Here is a 16708-nt window from a genome sequence, read left to right on the forward strand (position 1 = left end):
ACGCTGGTCGCAGCCTACCGCTAAACGCCTTACAGCACGTTTGGCTCGATCTCCAACTCCACCGCGAAACGCTGGGCGATATCCGCCTGGATACGCTGCGCCAGTGCCAACAACTGCGCCCCCGTGGCGGCGCCGTAATTCACCAGCACCAGCGCCTGCAGACGGTGCACACCTGCATCACCCTCACGAAAGCCCTTCCAGCCCGCCCGCTCGATCAACCAGCCGGCGGCCAGTTTGACCTGCCCGTCCGCCTGGCCATTCACCACCTGAGGATAGGCCACCAGATCGGCATGCTCGGCGCGCAAGCGCTGTGCGAGTTCGGCGGATACCAACGGGTTTTTAAAGAAGCTGCCGGCATTGCCCAGCTCAGCCGGGTCAGGCAATTTTTCGCTGCGAATGGCGCAAATGGCCTGACTGACATCCAGCGCCGTCGGAGCACTGATGCCCTGCTCCGCAAGACGCTGACGCACTGGACCGTAATCCAGGTGCAGCGCAGCCGCACGGCTCAAGGCAAAGCGCACCCGCAGGATGACCCAGCGTCCGCTTTCGCGTTTGAACAGGCTATCGCGGTAGGCAAAAGCACAATCCTGCAGAGAAAACTCACGCAACTCGCCACTGTGTCGATCCAGGGCAGTCAACCCAGAAAACAGATCCTTCAGTTCAACACCGTACGCGCCGATATTCTGCACCGGCGCCGCGCCGACTGTGCCGGGAATCAGGCTGAGGTTTTCCAGGCCGGCAAAGCCCTGCGCCAACGTCCACTGTACAAACGGATGCCAGGGCTCGCCCGCCTCTGCCTCAATCAGCACACGCTCGCCGTCATCGTTGAGTACGCGAATACCGCGACTGGTCATACGCAAAACCAGCGCCTCGATGTCGGCGGTGAGCAGCAGATTGCTGCCACCACCGAGCAATAACAGCGGTAATTGCTGCGTTTGCGCATAGCTCAGCGCTTCGCGCACCTGCTGATCATTCTCAGCCTCGGCAAAATGGCTGGCCTGGGCTTCGACGGCAAAGCTGTTATAGGGTTTCAGCGAGACCTGGGTACGCACTTGCAAGCTCATAAGCGCCCCTTGAGTTCGATAACCAGGGCATCACAGGCCTGTTCGATCAAATCCAGCACCTGGGCAAAACCGGCCTCGCCACCGTAATAGGGGTCCGGCACTTCATCCCGCTCCAACTGATAACGACGCAGAAACAGGTCCAACTCGGCCGCATCATTGCCGGGACGCAGCTGCTGCAGGTCGTGCAGGTTGCTGTTATCCATCGCCAGAATCAGATCAAAGGAATGAAAATCCGCCGCCTTGACCTGCCGCCCGCGCAGCGCAGACAAGTCATAGCCACGCTGCTGCGCCGCCTGACGCGTGCGCAGATCCGCCGCCTTGCCCACGTGCCAGTCACCAGTGCCGGCCGAATCGACTTCGACGCGCCTTTCAAGCCCTGCTTCCCGCAGCTTGTGGCGCAATACGCCTTCGGCCGTTGGCGAGCGGCAGATATTGCCCAGACAGACGAACAGAACGCGCATCAGGCCCCCAGCAGGCGACGAACCCGCTCAAGGTCTTCCGGTGTATCGACACCCGCAGGCGGCGCTTCAAGGGCATCGGCGACATGGATACGCACGCCATGCCAGAGGGCGCGCAGCTGCTCCAGGCATTCGGTGTCTTCCAGCCAGCACGGGCCCCAGGCGACGAAGTCATGCAGAAACTGCGCACGGTAGGCGTAGATGCCGATGTGACGACGGTACGGCACGCCGGCCGGCAACTCGTCACGGCTCTTGGCAAAGGCATCCCGCGCCCAGGCCAGCGGCGCGCGGCTGAAGGTCAGGGCCAGGCCGGTCTTGTCGCTGACCACCTTGACCACGTTGGGGTTGAACAGCGCCTGCACATCCTCAATCGGCTCGGCCAGGGTAGCGATTGCCGCCTGCGGGTTGGCCGCCAGATTGGCAGCAACTTGATCAATGATCGCCGGCGGAATCAGCGGCTCATCACCCTGTACGTTGACCACGATGGCGTCAGCCGCTAGGCCCAAAGCCGTGGCCACTTCAGCCAGACGGTCGGTGCCTGAATTGTGATCGACGCGGGTCAACACCACCTGCGCACCAAAGCCCTGACACGCCTCAACGATGCGCGCATCGTCAGTGGCGACCACCACCTGCTGGGCGCTGCTCTTGCACGCCTGCTCCCAGACATGCTGAATCATCGGTTTGCCGGCAATATCCTGCAGCGGCTTGCCCGGCAGGCGGCTGGAAGCGAAGCGCGCCGGAATCACAACGGTAAAGGCAGTGCTCATTTACTTGTCCAGGCGCTCGTCGACGTTGAGGGTGCGGGCTTCGGTTTCCAGCATCACCGGAATGCCATCGCGAACCGGGAAGGCCAGTGCGTCGGCCTTGCAGATCAGCTCACTCTTGTCAGCGGCGAGCTTCAGCGGGCCCTTGCACAGTGGGCAGGCGAGAATGTCGAGTAGTTTCGGGTCCATGGGAGATCCTTGATAGGAAGCAGCTGCAGGGACGGACGAGGCCGCCGAATGATCAGAACAGTCAGGCGCGCGGCACAAGACGCTGCAATTGCTGATCAAACCAAGCGACAAACGCGGCCGAAGGCTCGGCATCCACCGCCAGGTACCACCAATCGTCAGCCGCAAAGGCACGGCACTTGACCGCATCCTTTTCCGTCATCAACACCGGCAGCTCCGGGCTGAAATTCAGCAGCTCGGCGCTATACGGCGCATGGTCGGCAAAGGCATGCGCGACAGGCCGCCAGTGTAGCCCTTCGAGGGTATTGAAGAAACGCTGCGGGTTGCCAATACCGGCGACCGCATGCAGGGCCTGACCAGCTGGGAAATGACTGAGCGGGTGCTGCTCGCCACTGCGCAGATTGACCAAGGTGCGTGGCTGCAAGGTAAAGCCGTAGCCATCCTGCGGATCGCTGGACGCGCCGTTATACAGCAGCGCATCCACGCTCTGCAGACGCTCGACCGGCTCACGCAGCGGGCCGGCAGGTAGGCAATGACGATTGCCAAGACCGCGCGCGGCATCGATCAGCACCAGTTCGAGGTCTCGGGCCAGACGGTAGTGCTGCAAGCCGTCATCACTGAGGATCAGGTCCAGCGGCTCGGCCGCCAGCAAGGCCGCCACCGCGCGACTGCGATCAGGATCAATCATCAGCGGTATGCCGCTGCGTTGCACAATCAGCAGCGGCTCATCACCGGCCACGCTGGCGGCCTGATCAGCCTGCACGCGCCAGGGCAGCTGCGGCGGCTGAGCGCCATAACCACGACTGACCACACCGACGCGCAGCCCTTGGCGGCGGCAATGCTCGATCAGCCAGAGAATCATCGGGGTCTTGCCGGTGCCGCCGACGGTTATATTGCCGACCACTACTACCGGCACGGGAGCACGGTAGATCTCGCCCTCACCGGCCAGAAAACGCGCACGCTTGCGCTGTACCACCGCGCGATACAGCCACTCCAGCGGACGCAGCAGACCCAGCGCCGGATGACCGGCGTACCAGGCAGCAGTGAGGCGTGCGGAGAGGCTCATCAGCGGGCAACCCTCAAGGCTCGGCTTGCGCCTCGATGGTGGTCATGCGCAGGTGGGCAAAACCCAGCTTGCCGGCCGCATCCATAGCGGTAATCACCGCCTGATGCTGGGCCTTGGCATCGGCGCTGATGATAAGCGGCAGGCTGTTATCACCTTCCGACTCTTTCTGCAGCGCAGCCATCAGGCTTTCCAGATCGCTTTTCAGCAACTGCTTGGCATTCAGCGAGTAGCTGCCATCGGCAGCAATCAGGATTTCCAGCTGCTTCAGTTCGGTCTGCTCCGGCGGCGTGCCAGTGGCGGCCTCCGGCAGATCGACCTTGAGCTGGGTCTCACGGGTAAAGGTGGTGGTGACCACGAAGAACAGCAGCAGGATAAACACCACGTCGATCAACGAGGCCAGGTTGATCTCGACGTTCTCCCGCGGTTTGCGCCGGAATTTCACGCCTTGTCCTCGCCCATGTCGACATCACGGTCGCCCTGCACCACTTCCACAAGGCGAATCGCCTCCTGCTCCATGCCGACCACCAATTCGTCGACGCGGCGTTGCAGGTAACGGTGGAAGAACAGTGCCGGAATAGCCACCATCAAACCCGCCGCCGTAGTGATCAGCGCCTTGGAAATACCGCCGGCGAGCAAGGACGCATTGGCCATGCCCGACCCCATAAAGGAGCTGAAGATTTCGATCATGCCCAGCACTGTACCGAGCAAACCCAGCAGCGGCGCGATACCGGCGATAGTGCCCAGGGCATTCAGGTAGCGTTCCAGGTCGTGGATCACACGGGCGGCAGCTTCCTGGATGCACTCCTTCATGATCTCGCGGCCATGCTTGGAGTTGGCCAAGCCAGCGGCGAGGATCTGCCCCAACGGCGAGTTGGCGCGCAGCTCCTTGAGCTTCTGGTTATTGAGTTTTTTCTCTTTGATCCACTTCCACACCTGACCGAGCAGGTTGGGTGGGGTGATGCGGCTCGGCCGCAGCGTCCACAGGCGTTCGGCAATGATGCCGGCCGCAGCGATAGAACACAGAATGATCGGCAGCATCATCCAGCCGCCAGCTTTAACCAGTTCCCACACGGTGGCAGATCCCCTTCACAAAAGTGGCGCCACTCTAGCATAGGGTCGCGGCCTCGCCGACCGCCGCCGTTCTCATTTTTCCCGCCAAAAACGTGCTCGATAGCGCAAACCCTGCGCAGGCTCGAATGCGCCTAAACGAATCCGTACCGCCCCGTGTTCGGCTGTGTCGTACAGTCGCGCATCCGATACCCGGTAACGCTCGACAACTTCGTAATGCGGATGGCCAAAGGCATTGTGCGCGCCACGGGAAACCAGCGCGGCTGTAGGTCTAACCTTTTCAAGAAAAGCCGCCGAAGATGAACTGCGACTGCCATGGTGTGGCGCCAGCAACCACTCTGCCGGCATGACCAGGCCGCTGTTGAGCAGTGCTCGCTCGGCTTGGCTATCGATGTCACCGGTCAGCCACAGCCGCTCACCATTGGCCTCGATACGCAGCACGCAGGACGCCTGGTTGCCATCGCTCGCACCATCCCAGCGCCAGGTACTGAATTGCACGCCATCCCACAGCCAGTGCTGACCACTGACGCAAGCTTGGGCCTGCAGTGAAGGCGCGAGCTTATCCGCTTCGCCACTGAGCACCTGCCTGACCGGCAGACCGCGCTGGATCGCTGCGGCGCCACCGGCATGATCGCTATCAGCATGGCTGATCAGCAGCAGATCAAGCCCACGCACATCCAATGCGCGCAACGATGGCAGCACCACCCGCTCGCCCGTATCGAACTCACCAAAGCGCGGCCCGGCGTCATACAGCAGGTCATGCCCCTGGGTTCTGACCAGCACCGCCAGGCCCTGACCGACATCCAGCATCCACACCTCGGCCCGCCCGTATTCCGGGCGCTGCTGCGGGCTGAATAACAAGGGCAGCAGTAATAACGCACCCAGGCTACGCATCGGCAAAGCGGCTGGCAGGAGCAAAACCAACGCACCCAGCGCCACCAGCAGCCAGGCCCAGAATGGCAAGGCGCTGGGCAACCAGGCCGGCAGCCACAGGGCCAATTGCGTCAATAACTCGAACAGCAGGTCCAGCATCAAGCCTGCCATCCAGAGCAGCGCAATACCCACCCCAGGCAAGGGCAGCAATAACGTGCCGAGCAATGCAAGCGGCACGACCAATAACCCAACTACGGGAACCGCCACCAGGTTGGCCAAAGGGCCGCTGGCACTCACCGGTAAACCGAGGGCCAGCAGCAGCGGCAACAAGCCGATGGCCATGGCCCATTGCGCGCGCAGCAAGGTGCTCCACCAAGGCCAGGCGCCCAGCCGACCACTGAAGATCAGGATCAACAGCATTACCGCGCCAAAGGACAACCAGAACCCTGGCTGCAAACTGGCCAGCGGCTCACTCAGTAACACCGCAAGCAATGCCACGAGCAGGGGCAACCACACACCCAGATGACGAAAGCGCCAGCGCCAGAGCAACACCAGACCGACCATCACGCAGGCGCGCTGCACTGGCACCTCAAAACCTGCCAGCAGGCCGTAGGCCAACGCACCAGCAAAGGCTAATGCACAGGCGCAGGGCAGCCAGGGCCAGTCGCGCGGCCAAAGCCCCAGACGCGCCAAGCCAGCAACCAGGCCATATAAAAGCGCCGCCAACAGACCGATATGCTGACCGGAGATCACCATCAGGTGCACCGTGCCGGTGCTCTGCAGCACCTGCCAATCCGCCGTCGACAGCCCCGAGTCATCTCCCAGCACCAGAGCCGCCAACGCGCCTTCGCGGCCATGTGCGGGCGTTGCCAAAAGCTGCTGACGCAAGCGGTCGCGCCAGGCCCCGGAACCACTGGCAGTAGCAATCAGTTCACCACTTTTCACCGTACCCGTGGCGCCGATACGCTGCGCCAACAGCCAGGCTTCGTAATCGAATGCTTGAGGATTAACTAGACCATGGGGGCGCTTGAGCCGTACCGCCAGACGCCAGGTCTCACCCGCGCGCACTACCGGTCCGTCGTACCAGGCCAGACGCAAACGCGCGGGCAATTTGTCACGACGGGAGGCCACCTGCTCCAGCTGAAAGCGCACCACGCCTTCACCCACCTCGGGCAAACCGACCACCTGCCCTTGCAGCCACAAGGTACGCGCATCCAGCTGCCGCGCCAGACGATCATCCAGCGCCCACTGCGCCGATCCGCAGGCCCAGCTGAACCCAAACAGAAACAAGGCGATGGGATAACTGCGAAACGGCAGCAGCATCAAACCGGCTAACGGCAGAACAGCCAGCAGCCATTGCGGCGGCAACGCCGGAAGGAAGCGCAGCACCAATAACCCAGCCACCAGCGCCAAAATCCCTGTGCGCATAGACTCGCTCCGTGAGTCGAATACAGCATTTAACCTGTCGATCAGCTTTTGCTTATTTGCTGTCACAAAGTGTGAAAGCAGGCTGTCATCAAAGGGTGCATAATGTCGGCGCTTTTACCCGCCAGAGAGCCTTCATGCCGCGTCGTTTATTTAAGCGCTACATGCCCCACCCAGACCGCATCAAGGGCAATAAGTCCCTGCGCTTTCTGGGCAGCCTGATCCACGATCCCAATCTCTGGCACCTCAACCGCCATTCTGTTTCACGCGCCATGGCGATTGGCCTGTTCTGGGCAATGATCCCCATGCCCATGCAAATGGCCGCCGCCGCCGCCGTGGCCATTCCAGCCCGGGGTAACCTGCCGATTTCGATTGGCCTGGTCTGGCTGACCAACCCGATCACCATGCCGCCAGTGTTCTATTGCAGCTACAAGTTCGGCGCCTGGCTAATGAACACGCCTACCCTGCAAATGCCTGATCACATCACCCTCGGCTGGGTCGGCCATGTGCTGCAAACCCACTGGCAGCCGCTCTATCTTGGCTCTCTGGTGCTCGGCCTGCTGCTCGCACTGATCGGCTACTTTGGCACCAACGCCTACTGGCGCTGGTGGGTACGACACAACTGGCGCAAACGCCAGGAAAAACGTCGCCAGCAAGGCGCACAACACTGAAACAAAAAAGCCGTTACTCAGTAACGGCTTTTTTGTTTCTGCCAGCGTAGCTTATTCGTAACGCAGCGCATCGGCCGGCTGAATTTGTGCAGCACGCCAAGACGGGTAAACGGTAGCCAGAAAGCTCAGGCTGAACGCTGCACCGCAGATCAACAGCACATCAGACAACAGCAGTTCAGACGGCAGGTTGCTGATGAAATACACATCCGAACTCATCACCTGCTGACCGCTCAAGCGCTCAATCCAGCCCACCAGCTGGCTGACATTCAGCGCGGCCAGAATACCCAGCACCGCACCGATCAACGTACCGATCACGCCGATCACCGTACCTTGCACCATAAAGATGCCCATGATCTGTCCAGGCGTAGCCCCCAGGGTACGCAGGATGGCGATATCTGCCCCCTTGTCCGCCACCACCATGATCAACGTCGCAATGATATTGAAGGCCGCCACCGCAACAATCAGCAGCAGCAACAGACCGATCATGGTCTTTTCCATTTTCATTGCACTGAACAGGCTGCCCTGGGTCAGGGTCCAGTCTGCTGAGCTGTAGCCCTCGCCCAGCTCGCCGACAATCTGCGCGGCGACTTGCGGCGCCTGGTAGAGGTCTTTCAACTTCAGGCGCACGCTCTGCACCTGCCCCGGCTGCATGCGCTGGATATGCGCGGCATCGGCGACATGGATCAGCGCCAGCGAGCTGTCCAGCTCCGCGCCAACCTTGAAGATACCGACCACGTTAAGGCGCTGCATACGCGGGCTGATCCCACCCGGCACACTGCTCAGCTCCGGCACGATCAGCGCCAGCTTGTCGCCAACGCGCAACTGAAAGCGCCGCGCGGTGATCTCACCCAGCACCACGCCAAACTCGCCCTCGCGCAAGTCGCTCAGGCGGCCTTGCTGCATATGCTTGTCGATGATCGACACCTGCGGCTCCAACGCCGGATCGACGCCGTGCAGCTGCACAGGCTGCATCGCCCCGCGTACCGAAAGCATGCCTTCGAGTTCGGCAAACGGCACTGCCGCTACTACTTGCGGATTGTTCTTCGCGGCAGCAGCGACTTGCTGCCAGTTATCCAGCGGCTGCGTCCCGGCGATGCTGGCGTGCGGCACCATACCGAGGATGCGCGTGCTCATTTCCTTCTGAAAACCGTTCATCACCGAAAGCACCACGATCATGGCCAACACACCCAAGGCCAGGCCGATCATCGAGGTCATCGAGATAAAGGAAATAAAGTGATTGCGCCGCTTGGCCCCGGTATAGCGGATACCGATAAAGATACTCAGCGGACGAAACATCAGGCGGCCACCAGCTTGCCGTCTTCCAGACGCAGGATGCGGTCCATCTGCTGGGCCAGCGCCATGTCGTGGGTCACCACCAGAAAGGCGGTCTGCGACGAGCTGCTCAGCTCCTTCATCAGATCCTGAATGCCTTGTGCGGTGTGATGATCGAGATTGCCGGTGGGTTCATCGAGCAGCACCAGACCCGGCTGATTGACCAGCGCGCGGGCGATGGCCACACGCTGACGCTCACCACCGGACAACTCCGACGGCTTGTGCGCCAGGCGATGGCCCAGGCCAACACGCTCCAGCAGTGCCGTGGCACGCTGGCGCGCTTCACTGATCGGCGTGCGGCCAATCAGCAGCGGCATGCACACATTCTCCAGCGCGGTAAATTCCGGCAGCAGGTGGTGGAACTGGTAAACGAAACCCAGGGCACGGTTACGCAGCAGGCCGCGCTGCTTTTCATTCAGCGCCGACAACTCCTCGCCCGCCAGCCAGACGCTGCCGGTGCTCGGCGTATCCAGGCCGCCGAGCATATTCAGCAAGGTGCTCTTGCCCGAGCCGGAGCTGCCGACAATCGCCACGCGCTCGCCGGGGTGCAATTCCAGCTGCAGGTCCTGCAGCACCACCACCGATTGCGGGCCCTCGTCGTAGCTTTTACCGAGGTTGCGACAACTCAACACTGCACGATCTTGCATAACCGAATCACTCATAACCTGATCATTCATAACGCAGAGCCTCCGCAGGCTGGGTGCGCGCTGCGCGCCAGGCCGGATACAGGGTGGCGAAGAAACTCAGAATCAACGCCGCGCCACAGACCAGCAGCACGTCCGCCAGCATCAGCTGCGAAGGCAGGTAGTCGATGAAATACACATCGGCATTGAGAAACTTGATCCCCAACAACCCTTCCAACGCAGCAATCGCACTGCTGATATTCAAAGCCGCTAGGCAACCCAGTACCGCGCCAATCGCTGTACCGAATACGCCGATCACCGTGCCCTGGACCATAAAGATCGCCATGATCTGCCGCGGCGTCGCGCCGAGGGTGCGCAGGATGGCGATATCGCCCTTCTTGTCGGTGACCACCATGACCAGAGTGGAGATGATGTTGAAGGCGGCCACCGCAACGATCAGCAGCAGCAGCAGGCCAATCATCGCCTTTTCCATGCGGATCGCCTGGTACAGGTTGCCGTGGGTACGGGTCCAGTCGCGGGCGTAGTAGTCGCCCTCGCCCAAGGTTTGCGCCAATGCCCAAGCGGTGCGCGGAGCTTCAAACAGATCAGCGAATTTCAGGCGAATGCCCTGTACCTGATCGGCCTGCCAGCGCTGCAAGCGCGCCAGATCCTGCACATGGGTCAGGGCCAGGTGACCGTCGATCTCGCCGGCGCCGACATGGAAGATGCCGACCACGGTAAAGCGCTTAAGGCGAGGAAACATGCCGGCCGGGGTGACCGTGACTTCCGGGGCAACAAAAGTGACTTTATCGCCCAGGCCGACGCCGAGTTTGGCTGCGGCCTTAGTGCCTAGCACCATGCCGAACTCGCCGGGTTTAAGGGCATCCAGCGAACCCTTGCCACCATCTTCAGGCTTGAAGAAATTGCCGATAATCGAGACCTTGGCCTCTTCCAGCGGATCGACCGCATTGATCAGCACTTTCTGCACCTTGCCGTCGTTGGTTAGCAGACCCTGCATCTGGCTGAAGGGGGCAACCGCCAGCACCTGCGGGTTGCTTTGCGCCCGTTCGGCCAGGCTGCGCCAGTCCTTGATCGGCGTGGCGCTCTCGACCGTGGCGTGCGGCACCATGCCGAGTACGCGGGTACGCATTTCATGGTCGAAGCCGTTCATCACCGACAGCACCAGAATCATCACCAGCACACCCAGTGCCAGCCCGATCATTGAGGTCAGGGAAATAAAGGATACGAAGTGGTTGCGACGCTTGGCCCGCGTGTAGCGCGTGCCGATAAATACGAACAGAGGTCTGAACATGTCGGGGCTGATTCGAGGGAAAAAGAAACGTCCTTGTGGCGGGGCTTGGCGAGCAGCCTTACACTCTGACCACTACTGCTGCCATGGGTTCGCCATGCCGACTCAAGATGAAGATGATCGCCGCGAATACTATCGTATCGACGATACGATCGCACTGGAATTCACCCTGCTCTCGGGCGCAGAAGCCCTGGCCAGTGACGAGCTTCACGACAGCTCCCCACTGTTCAACCTGCTCAGCGATCTGCACCTGATGGACTTCGAGTCGCAGCATCTGCTGCGGCACATCAGCGAGCGCGACCGCACCCTGGCCAATTACCTCAAAGTGATGAACAAGCGCATCGACCTGCTCGGTCAGGCCGTGGCGCAAAGCCTGCTGCGCGACATCGGCACGCCGCGCAAGGTCAGCCTGTCTGAGGGTGGTGTCAGCTTCAATAACCCTCAGCCCGTGACAACCGGCGCACACCTGGCGGTGAAGATGGTGCTGATGCCACAGGCCCTCGGTCTGCTGCTGCGGGCCAAGGTGGTGCACTGCAGCCCCCTGCCGTCGCAGCAATTTGAAATCGGTGCGGAATTCGAAGCTGTGAGCGATGCCCAACGTCAGCTACTTGCTCGGCATATCCTGCAACGCCAGGCCCTGGAACGTCGCCAGGCCCGCGAGCAACCCCTGCAACCCTGATAGCGAGCCACCATGCCCCGCCTGTTGCTGCTTCTTGCCCTGTTTATGCATCTCGGCGCTTACGCCGATACCCTGCAAATTCCTATCGGCCAGCAAGGTGGCAGCGCACTGCAGCTGCCGCAGTTCGGCGAATCTCAGCGCGCCGTGCTCGAGCGCTTCGGCTTGGCCGATGAAGAACATCCTAGCGTTGGTAACCCACCGATCACCCGCTGGGATTACCGCGAGTTCAGCGTCTACTTCGAGCACAAACATGTGATCAACAGCGTGCGTCATCATCAACCCGGCGCAGCCCTGCCAGACAAGGAGCAACAGTGACAGTCATCTATGGACATCGCGGCGCCAAAGGCGAGGTGCCGGAAAACACCCTGGCCAGCTTCCAACAATGCCTCAAGCATGGCGTACGCCGCTGCGAGCTGGATCTGCACCTGTCGCGCGATGGCGAGCTGATGGTGATTCACGACCCAACCCTCAAGCGCACCACCGGCCACCGCGGCAAGGTAGTCGAGCATGACGCCGCTGAACTGGTGACCTACGACGCGCGCAAAGGCGGCCCAGGCGCAGTCACCCCCTGTCCGATCCCACGGCTGGAAGAGCTGTTCCAGCACTGCGATTTCGAGCACTGGCAACTGGAAGTCAAAAGCGCCTCGAAGGTTCGCTCCGCGCGGATGGTCAAGGCGATTGCCGAACTGGCCGAGCGCTACAAGCTGACGGACAAGGTCACCGTGACCTCAAGCTCCCGCGAAGTACTAGGCGCCTTGCAGCGCCTGACGCCGCACCTGCAACGCGGGCTGGTCGCCGAATACGCCTGGCTCGACCCATTGAAAGTGGCCAAGCACTACGGCTGCCACCTGCTCGCGCTGAACTGGACGCTGTGCACCCCGGAGCGCCTGCTCAAAGCGCAGAAAGCCGGCTTGCACGTCTCCGTGTGGACGGTCAATGAACCGGCACTGATGCGCCGCCTGGCGGACTTCGGTGTAGACAGCATCATCACCGACTTTCCCGGCCTGGCCGTGGCGACCCTGGAATAACCATCCCGGATAGCCCCAACTACAGAAACGAAAAAACCGGCCGCAAGAGCCGGTTTTTTCGTTAAGCCTGATCAGAAACTTTCGCGATTAGGCCATCGCCAGTCGCAGGAGTCGCTGAACGGGTTCTCCCCGGCCGGCTCAGGCCACCGGCCGGAGCCGCTCAAAAAAGCCGGTTGAGGCCGTCGAACGCCGCCACCCGGTAGGCTTCCGCCATAGTCGGGTAGTTGAAGGTGGTGTTGACAAAATACTTGATGGTATTGGCCTCACCCTTCTGGTTCATGATTGCCTGGCCGATATGCACGATCTCCGAGGCTTGGTAGCCGAAGCAATGCACGCCGAGTACTTCCAGGGTTTCCCGGTGGAACAGTAGCTTCAGCATGCCCACCGGCTCGTGAGAAATCTGCGCACGGGCCATACCTTTGAAAAACGCCTTGCCGACTTCATAAGGAATCTTTGCCTGGGTCAGCTCGCGCTCGTTCTTACCGATCGAGCTGATTTCCGGAATGGTGTAGATACCGGTCGGTACGTCATCGACGAAACGCCAGCTGCCATTGTCGACGATGCTGCCGGCCGCCGAACGGCCCTGGTCGGCGGCGGCACTGGCCAGGCTTGGCCAGCCAATCACATCGCCCGCTGCGTAGATGTTCGACACCTGAGTGCGGTAACTCTGGTCAACCTCAATCTGCCCCCGGCTATTGACCTTGATACCGATGTTTTCCAGACCCAGCTGATCGGTATTGCCGGTACGGCCGTTGCACCAGAGGAAGGCGTCGGCCTTGATCTTCTTGCCGGACTTGAGGTGCAGGATCACCCCATTTTCCACCCCTTCAACACTTTCGTACTCTTCGTTGTGGCGAATCAGCACGTTGTTATTGCGCAGGTGATAGCTCAGGGCATCGGAGATTTCCGCATCAAGGAAGCTCAACAGCTGATCGCGGTTGTCGATCAGATCAACCAGCACGCCCAGACCACTAAAGATCGAAGCGTACTCGGAACCGATAACTCCGGCGCCGTAGATGATGATGCGGCGTGGGGTATGACCGAGGCTGAGGATGGTGTCGCTGTCGTAGATGCGCGGATGGTGGAAGTCCACATCCACCGGGCGGTAAGGCCGTGAACCGGTAGCAATGACAATCTGCTTGGCCACCAGTTTTTCCACCACGCCATTGGAGCAGACCACTTCGATGGTGTGCTCATCGGCAAAGCTGCCGGTACCGAAGAACACATCAATACGGTTGCGCGCGTAGTAACCAGTGCGCGAACTCACCTGCTTGGCGATCACCCGCTCGGCGCTTTTCAGCACGTCAGGGAAGGAGAACCAGCGCGGCTCGCCGATCTGGCGGAACATCGGGTTGGTGTTGAACTGCATGATCTGCCGCACCGAATGGCGCAGTGCCTTGGACGGAATGGTGCCCAGGTGGGTACAGTTGCCGCCAACTTCACGACGACTGTCGACCACGGCGACCTTGCGCCCGGCCTTGGCCGCGTTCATTGCCGCGCCTTCACCCGCGGGGCCGGAACCCAGCACCACTACGTCGTAGTTGTAGACCGCCATGTTTACTCCTTCAGGACACACCGGAGCACTTGTACCGCGCTCTCGGCAGGGCCAGCACTGCGTACGCAGCCTGGCAATCAATTCGTAGCTGCAAGTCTAGCCTTTCAATCGACCGTAGGACGATTAGCGTTTGGTCGCGTCATAGGCCAGGGCTGTGGTTTTGCCTTGCGAGTCGCTGTTGACCTCTTCGCACTTCTCGCGGCTACCACCACAGATCGAGCATTCCTTCTCAATACCCAGATTGGCGATACCGCCACACGAGCCGGCGATGGGCTTGCGGCCCATGATCACACCCACGGCCATCATGCCGACTACCAGCACCATGACCAGAAACACCACTAAAAACGTCATTGCTCGTCTCCTGCAGCGAATAGCTGCTCGAAAGCCTGAGTTGTCTGTGTGACGAAAGCGTCACCTTCACGGGTCACGAAAAACGCCGCAATCCCCATGCGCTCAGCAAATGCCAAGCCACGCTCAGTGCCCATTACCATTAGCACTGTAGACAAGCCATCGGCGCGCAAGGTCGATTTGTCCACCACAGTTACCGCTGCCAGCTTGTGGGTGATCGGTGCACCGGTCAACGGATCGAGGGTATGCGAGTAGCGCTGCCCTTCTTCCTCGAAGTAATTACGGTAATCACCCGAGGTAGAAATGCCGTAGCCATCTACCGCCAGCACCTGCTGAGCGACACGCTGGCCGTCCTGCGGCGCCTCCAGACCGATGCGCCAGGGCTGACCATCAGGCTTCTTGCCTGCTGCCTTGAGCTCACCAGTGGCCTCAACCATATAGCTGGTCACACCCAGTTCGTTGAAGCGCTGCACGATCTTGTCCACCGCATAACCGGCGGCAATGCTGTTGAAATCAACCTGAACATCAACTTCTTTGCACAACTGCTGCCCGTCACGACGCAGATGCTGCATGCCCACCCGTGCACGCGCGGCAACCAATTGCTCAGAGGTCGGCACCTTTTCGGCGCGTGCTTGGGGGCCAAAGCCCCAGAGATTGAGCAGCGGCTCCAGGGTCAGGTCGAATGCACCCTGACTTTGCTCATGCAGCAGGCGCCCGGCTTCAACCAACTCCAGCACCCCGTCCGGCATGGTCTGACAAGTACCCGCAGGGGCCTGATTGAATTGCTCGATGGCGGAATCATCGCGATAGGTCGACATCTGTCGGTCAACCTCAGCCAGGATTGCATCGGTCTCGCGCTTGAGTAACTCAAGGCTCGGCGAATCCTTGCTGCGCACATATTTGACCGTGTAGGTGCTGCCCATTGTCGGGCCGCCAAACTCTTCTACACGCTCTGAAAACCAACAGCCCGTTAGGGCTGTCAGCAAGCTGACAGCGATAACGGGCCGCAGTAGCACATGGCTCATGCTTAACCGCCGAAGTCGTCGAGCAGGATGTTCTCCTCCTCCACACCCAGGTCGATCAGCATCTTGATCACGGCTGCGTTCATCATGGGCGGGCCGCACATGTAGAACTCGCACTCCTCCGGAGCCGGATGGTCCTTGAGGTAGTTCTCGTACAGCACGTTGTGGATAAAGCCCTTGAGACCGGTCCAATTGTCTTCCGGTAGCGGATCAGACAGCGCCAGATGCCACTTGAAGTTGGGATTCTCGGCCTGCAGCTGATCGTATTCTTCAACGTAGAAGGCTTCACGCATGGAGCGCGCGCCGTACCAGAAGCTGATCTTGCGGGTCGATTTCAAGCGCTTGAGCTGGTCGAAGATGTGCGAACGCATCGGCGCCATACCGGCACCACCACCGATGAAGACCATCTCGGCGTCGGTGTCTTTGGCGAAGAACTCACCAAACGGGCCGTACACATCGATCTTGTCGCCCGGCTTGAGGCTGAATACGTAGGAACTCATCTTGCCCGGTGGCAGATCGTCTTTACCCGGTGGCGGCGACGCAATACGGATATTGAACTTCACCAGCCCCACTTCTTCCGGGTAGTTGGCCATGGAGTAGGCACGGATCACGGTCTCTTCGACCTTGGACACGTACTTCCACTGGTTAAACTTGTCCCAGTCTCCGCGGTACTCTTCCTGAATGTCGAAGTCCTTGTAGTGCACTTCGTGCGGCGGACACTCCAGCTGCACATAGCCACCGGCGCGGAAGTCGACGCTCTCGCCTTCCGGCAGTTTCAGCGTCAGTTCCTTGATGAAGGTGGCCACGTTGGGGTTGGACTCAACGGTGCATTGCCACTTCTTCACGCCGAAGACTTCTTCCGGCACTTCGATCTTCATGTCCTGTTTGACTGGCGTCTGGCAGGACAGACGCCAGCCAGCCTTGGCTTCGCGACGAGTGAAGGCAGCCTCTTCGGTCGGCAGCATTTCGCCGCCGCCATGCTCGACCACACACTTGCACTGGGCGCAGGTACCGCCACCACCGCATGCCGAAGACAGGAAGATATTGTTGGCCGCCAGGGTCTGCAGCAACTTGCCGCCCGCTGGAACCACAATGGTTTTTTCGCCGTTGATCTCGATGCTCACGTCACCGCTGGAAACCAGCTTGGCGCGCGCCGCGAGAATAACCAGCACCAGCGCCAGCACGATGCCGGTGAACATGCCGATGGCGATAAAGATCTCTAAATTGATCATCTATG

The 16708-nt window shown here is 60.6% G+C and carries 19 protein-coding genes; 4 read left to right on the forward strand and 15 right to left on the reverse strand.

Annotated features, from left to right (window positions below):
• Positions 1-29 precede the first annotated feature (29 nt).
• From murB to RHP75_RS13290, 8 genes are all read right to left on the reverse strand, one after another.
• Positions 30-1064, reverse strand: a complete 1035-nt coding sequence (murB, locus tag RHP75_RS13255; RefSeq protein WP_311088584.1) for a UDP-N-acetylmuramate dehydrogenase — start codon at positions 1062-1064, stop codon at positions 30-32.
• Positions 1061-1525 (reverse strand): low molecular weight protein-tyrosine-phosphatase, encoded by a 465-nt coding sequence (locus tag RHP75_RS13260; RefSeq protein WP_311088585.1) that lies wholly within the window; start codon positions 1523-1525, stop codon positions 1061-1063. The genes murB and RHP75_RS13260 overlap by 4 nt, the downstream gene beginning before the upstream one ends.
• The gene (kdsB, locus tag RHP75_RS13265; RefSeq protein WP_311088586.1) at positions 1525-2289 is read right to left on the reverse strand and encodes a 3-deoxy-manno-octulosonate cytidylyltransferase; all 765 of its coding nucleotides are present in this window, start codon (positions 2287-2289) and stop codon (positions 1525-1527) included. The genes RHP75_RS13260 and kdsB overlap by 1 nt, the downstream gene beginning before the upstream one ends.
• Positions 2290-2475, reverse strand: coding sequence for a Trm112 family protein (locus tag RHP75_RS13270; protein ID WP_090387286.1), 186 nt, complete (start codon positions 2473-2475; stop codon positions 2290-2292).
• A 61-nt stretch (positions 2476-2536) separates the two neighbouring features.
• Positions 2537-3538, reverse strand: a complete 1002-nt coding sequence (lpxK, locus tag RHP75_RS13275) for a tetraacyldisaccharide 4'-kinase (RefSeq protein WP_311088587.1) — start codon at positions 3536-3538, stop codon at positions 2537-2539.
• Between the two features lie 13 nt (positions 3539-3551).
• Positions 3552-3980: a biopolymer transporter ExbD gene (locus RHP75_RS13280; protein WP_311088588.1), complete on the reverse strand. Its 429-nt coding sequence runs from the start codon at positions 3978-3980 to the stop codon at positions 3552-3554.
• The gene (locus tag RHP75_RS13285; RefSeq protein ID WP_311088589.1) at positions 3977-4609 is read right to left on the reverse strand and encodes a MotA/TolQ/ExbB proton channel family protein; all 633 of its coding nucleotides are present in this window, start codon (positions 4607-4609) and stop codon (positions 3977-3979) included. Before RHP75_RS13285 ends, RHP75_RS13280 begins: the two co-directional genes overlap by 4 nt.
• Before the next feature lie 72 nt (positions 4610-4681).
• Positions 4682-6907, reverse strand: a complete 2226-nt coding sequence (locus tag RHP75_RS13290) for a DNA internalization-related competence protein ComEC/Rec2 (RefSeq protein ID WP_311088590.1) — start codon at positions 6905-6907, stop codon at positions 4682-4684.
• Positions 6908-7041: 134 nt separating this feature from the next.
• Here RHP75_RS13290 and RHP75_RS13295 point away from each other — a divergent pair, with 134 nt between their 5' ends.
• The gene (locus RHP75_RS13295; RefSeq protein WP_311088591.1) at positions 7042-7575 is read left to right on the forward strand and encodes a DUF2062 domain-containing protein; all 534 of its coding nucleotides are present in this window, start codon (positions 7042-7044) and stop codon (positions 7573-7575) included.
• Positions 7576-7626: 51 nt separating this feature from the next.
• Here RHP75_RS13295 and RHP75_RS13300 read toward each other — a convergent pair whose 3' ends face one another.
• Genes RHP75_RS13300 through RHP75_RS13310 form a run of 3 tightly spaced genes read right to left on the reverse strand, consistent with a single transcriptional unit; the run spans position 7627 to position 10842 of the window.
• The gene (locus RHP75_RS13300; RefSeq protein ID WP_311088592.1) at positions 7627-8871 is read right to left on the reverse strand and encodes a lipoprotein-releasing ABC transporter permease subunit; all 1245 of its coding nucleotides are present in this window, start codon (positions 8869-8871) and stop codon (positions 7627-7629) included.
• Positions 8871-9554, reverse strand: coding sequence for a lipoprotein-releasing ABC transporter ATP-binding protein LolD (gene lolD / locus RHP75_RS13305; protein WP_170049072.1), 684 nt, complete (start codon positions 9552-9554; stop codon positions 8871-8873). The genes RHP75_RS13300 and lolD overlap by 1 nt, the downstream gene beginning before the upstream one ends.
• 22 nt (positions 9555-9576) lie before the next feature.
• Positions 9577-10842, reverse strand: a complete 1266-nt coding sequence (locus tag RHP75_RS13310) for a lipoprotein-releasing ABC transporter permease subunit (protein ID WP_311088593.1) — start codon at positions 10840-10842, stop codon at positions 9577-9579.
• 94 nt (positions 10843-10936) lie between these two features.
• Here RHP75_RS13310 and RHP75_RS13315 point away from each other — a divergent pair, with 94 nt between their 5' ends.
• The 3 genes from RHP75_RS13315 to RHP75_RS13325 are packed head-to-tail and all read left to right on the forward strand — an operon-like array spanning position 10937 to position 12546.
• On the forward strand, positions 10937-11518 hold the full coding sequence (locus RHP75_RS13315) for a PilZ domain-containing protein (RefSeq protein WP_311088594.1): 582 nt from the start codon (positions 10937-10939) through the stop codon (positions 11516-11518).
• A gap of 12 nt (positions 11519-11530) precedes the next feature.
• Positions 11531-11833, forward strand: coding sequence for a phosphodiesterase (locus tag RHP75_RS13320; protein ID WP_311088595.1), 303 nt, complete (start codon positions 11531-11533; stop codon positions 11831-11833).
• A complete protein-coding gene (locus tag RHP75_RS13325) occupies positions 11830-12546 on the forward strand; it encodes a glycerophosphodiester phosphodiesterase family protein (RefSeq protein WP_311088596.1) in 717 nt (238 codons plus the stop codon). Before RHP75_RS13320 ends, RHP75_RS13325 begins: the two co-directional genes overlap by 4 nt.
• Positions 12547-12706: 160 nt before the next feature.
• Here RHP75_RS13325 and sthA read toward each other — a convergent pair whose 3' ends face one another.
• The 4 genes from sthA to nqrF all read right to left on the reverse strand — a co-directional run bounded on the left by sthA (position 12707) and on the right by nqrF (position 16703).
• The gene (gene sthA / locus RHP75_RS13330) at positions 12707-14101 is read right to left on the reverse strand and encodes a Si-specific NAD(P)(+) transhydrogenase (RefSeq protein WP_311088597.1); all 1395 of its coding nucleotides are present in this window, start codon (positions 14099-14101) and stop codon (positions 12707-12709) included.
• A 123-nt stretch (positions 14102-14224) separates the two neighbouring features.
• Entirely contained in the window at positions 14225-14452 is a 228-nt protein-coding gene (nqrM, locus tag RHP75_RS13335) for a (Na+)-NQR maturation NqrM (RefSeq protein ID WP_311088598.1), read from the reverse strand.
• Positions 14449-15372 carry an FAD:protein FMN transferase gene (locus tag RHP75_RS13340; protein WP_311088599.1) on the reverse strand — a complete coding sequence of 308 codons (924 nt, stop codon included), beginning with the start codon at positions 15370-15372 and terminating at the stop codon, positions 14449-14451. The genes nqrM and RHP75_RS13340 overlap by 4 nt, the downstream gene beginning before the upstream one ends.
• Before the next feature lie 104 nt (positions 15373-15476).
• Complete coding sequence (gene nqrF, locus RHP75_RS13345; RefSeq protein WP_311088600.1) at positions 15477-16703, reverse strand: NADH:ubiquinone reductase (Na(+)-transporting) subunit F; 1227 nt, start codon at positions 16701-16703, stop codon at positions 15477-15479.
• Between the last annotated feature and the right edge of the window lie 5 nt (positions 16704-16708).

This window comes from Pseudomonas sp. SG20056 (genome assembly GCF_031764535.1).
In the GTDB taxonomy this organism is placed as follows: Bacteria; Pseudomonadota; Gammaproteobacteria; order Pseudomonadales; family Pseudomonadaceae; genus Aquipseudomonas.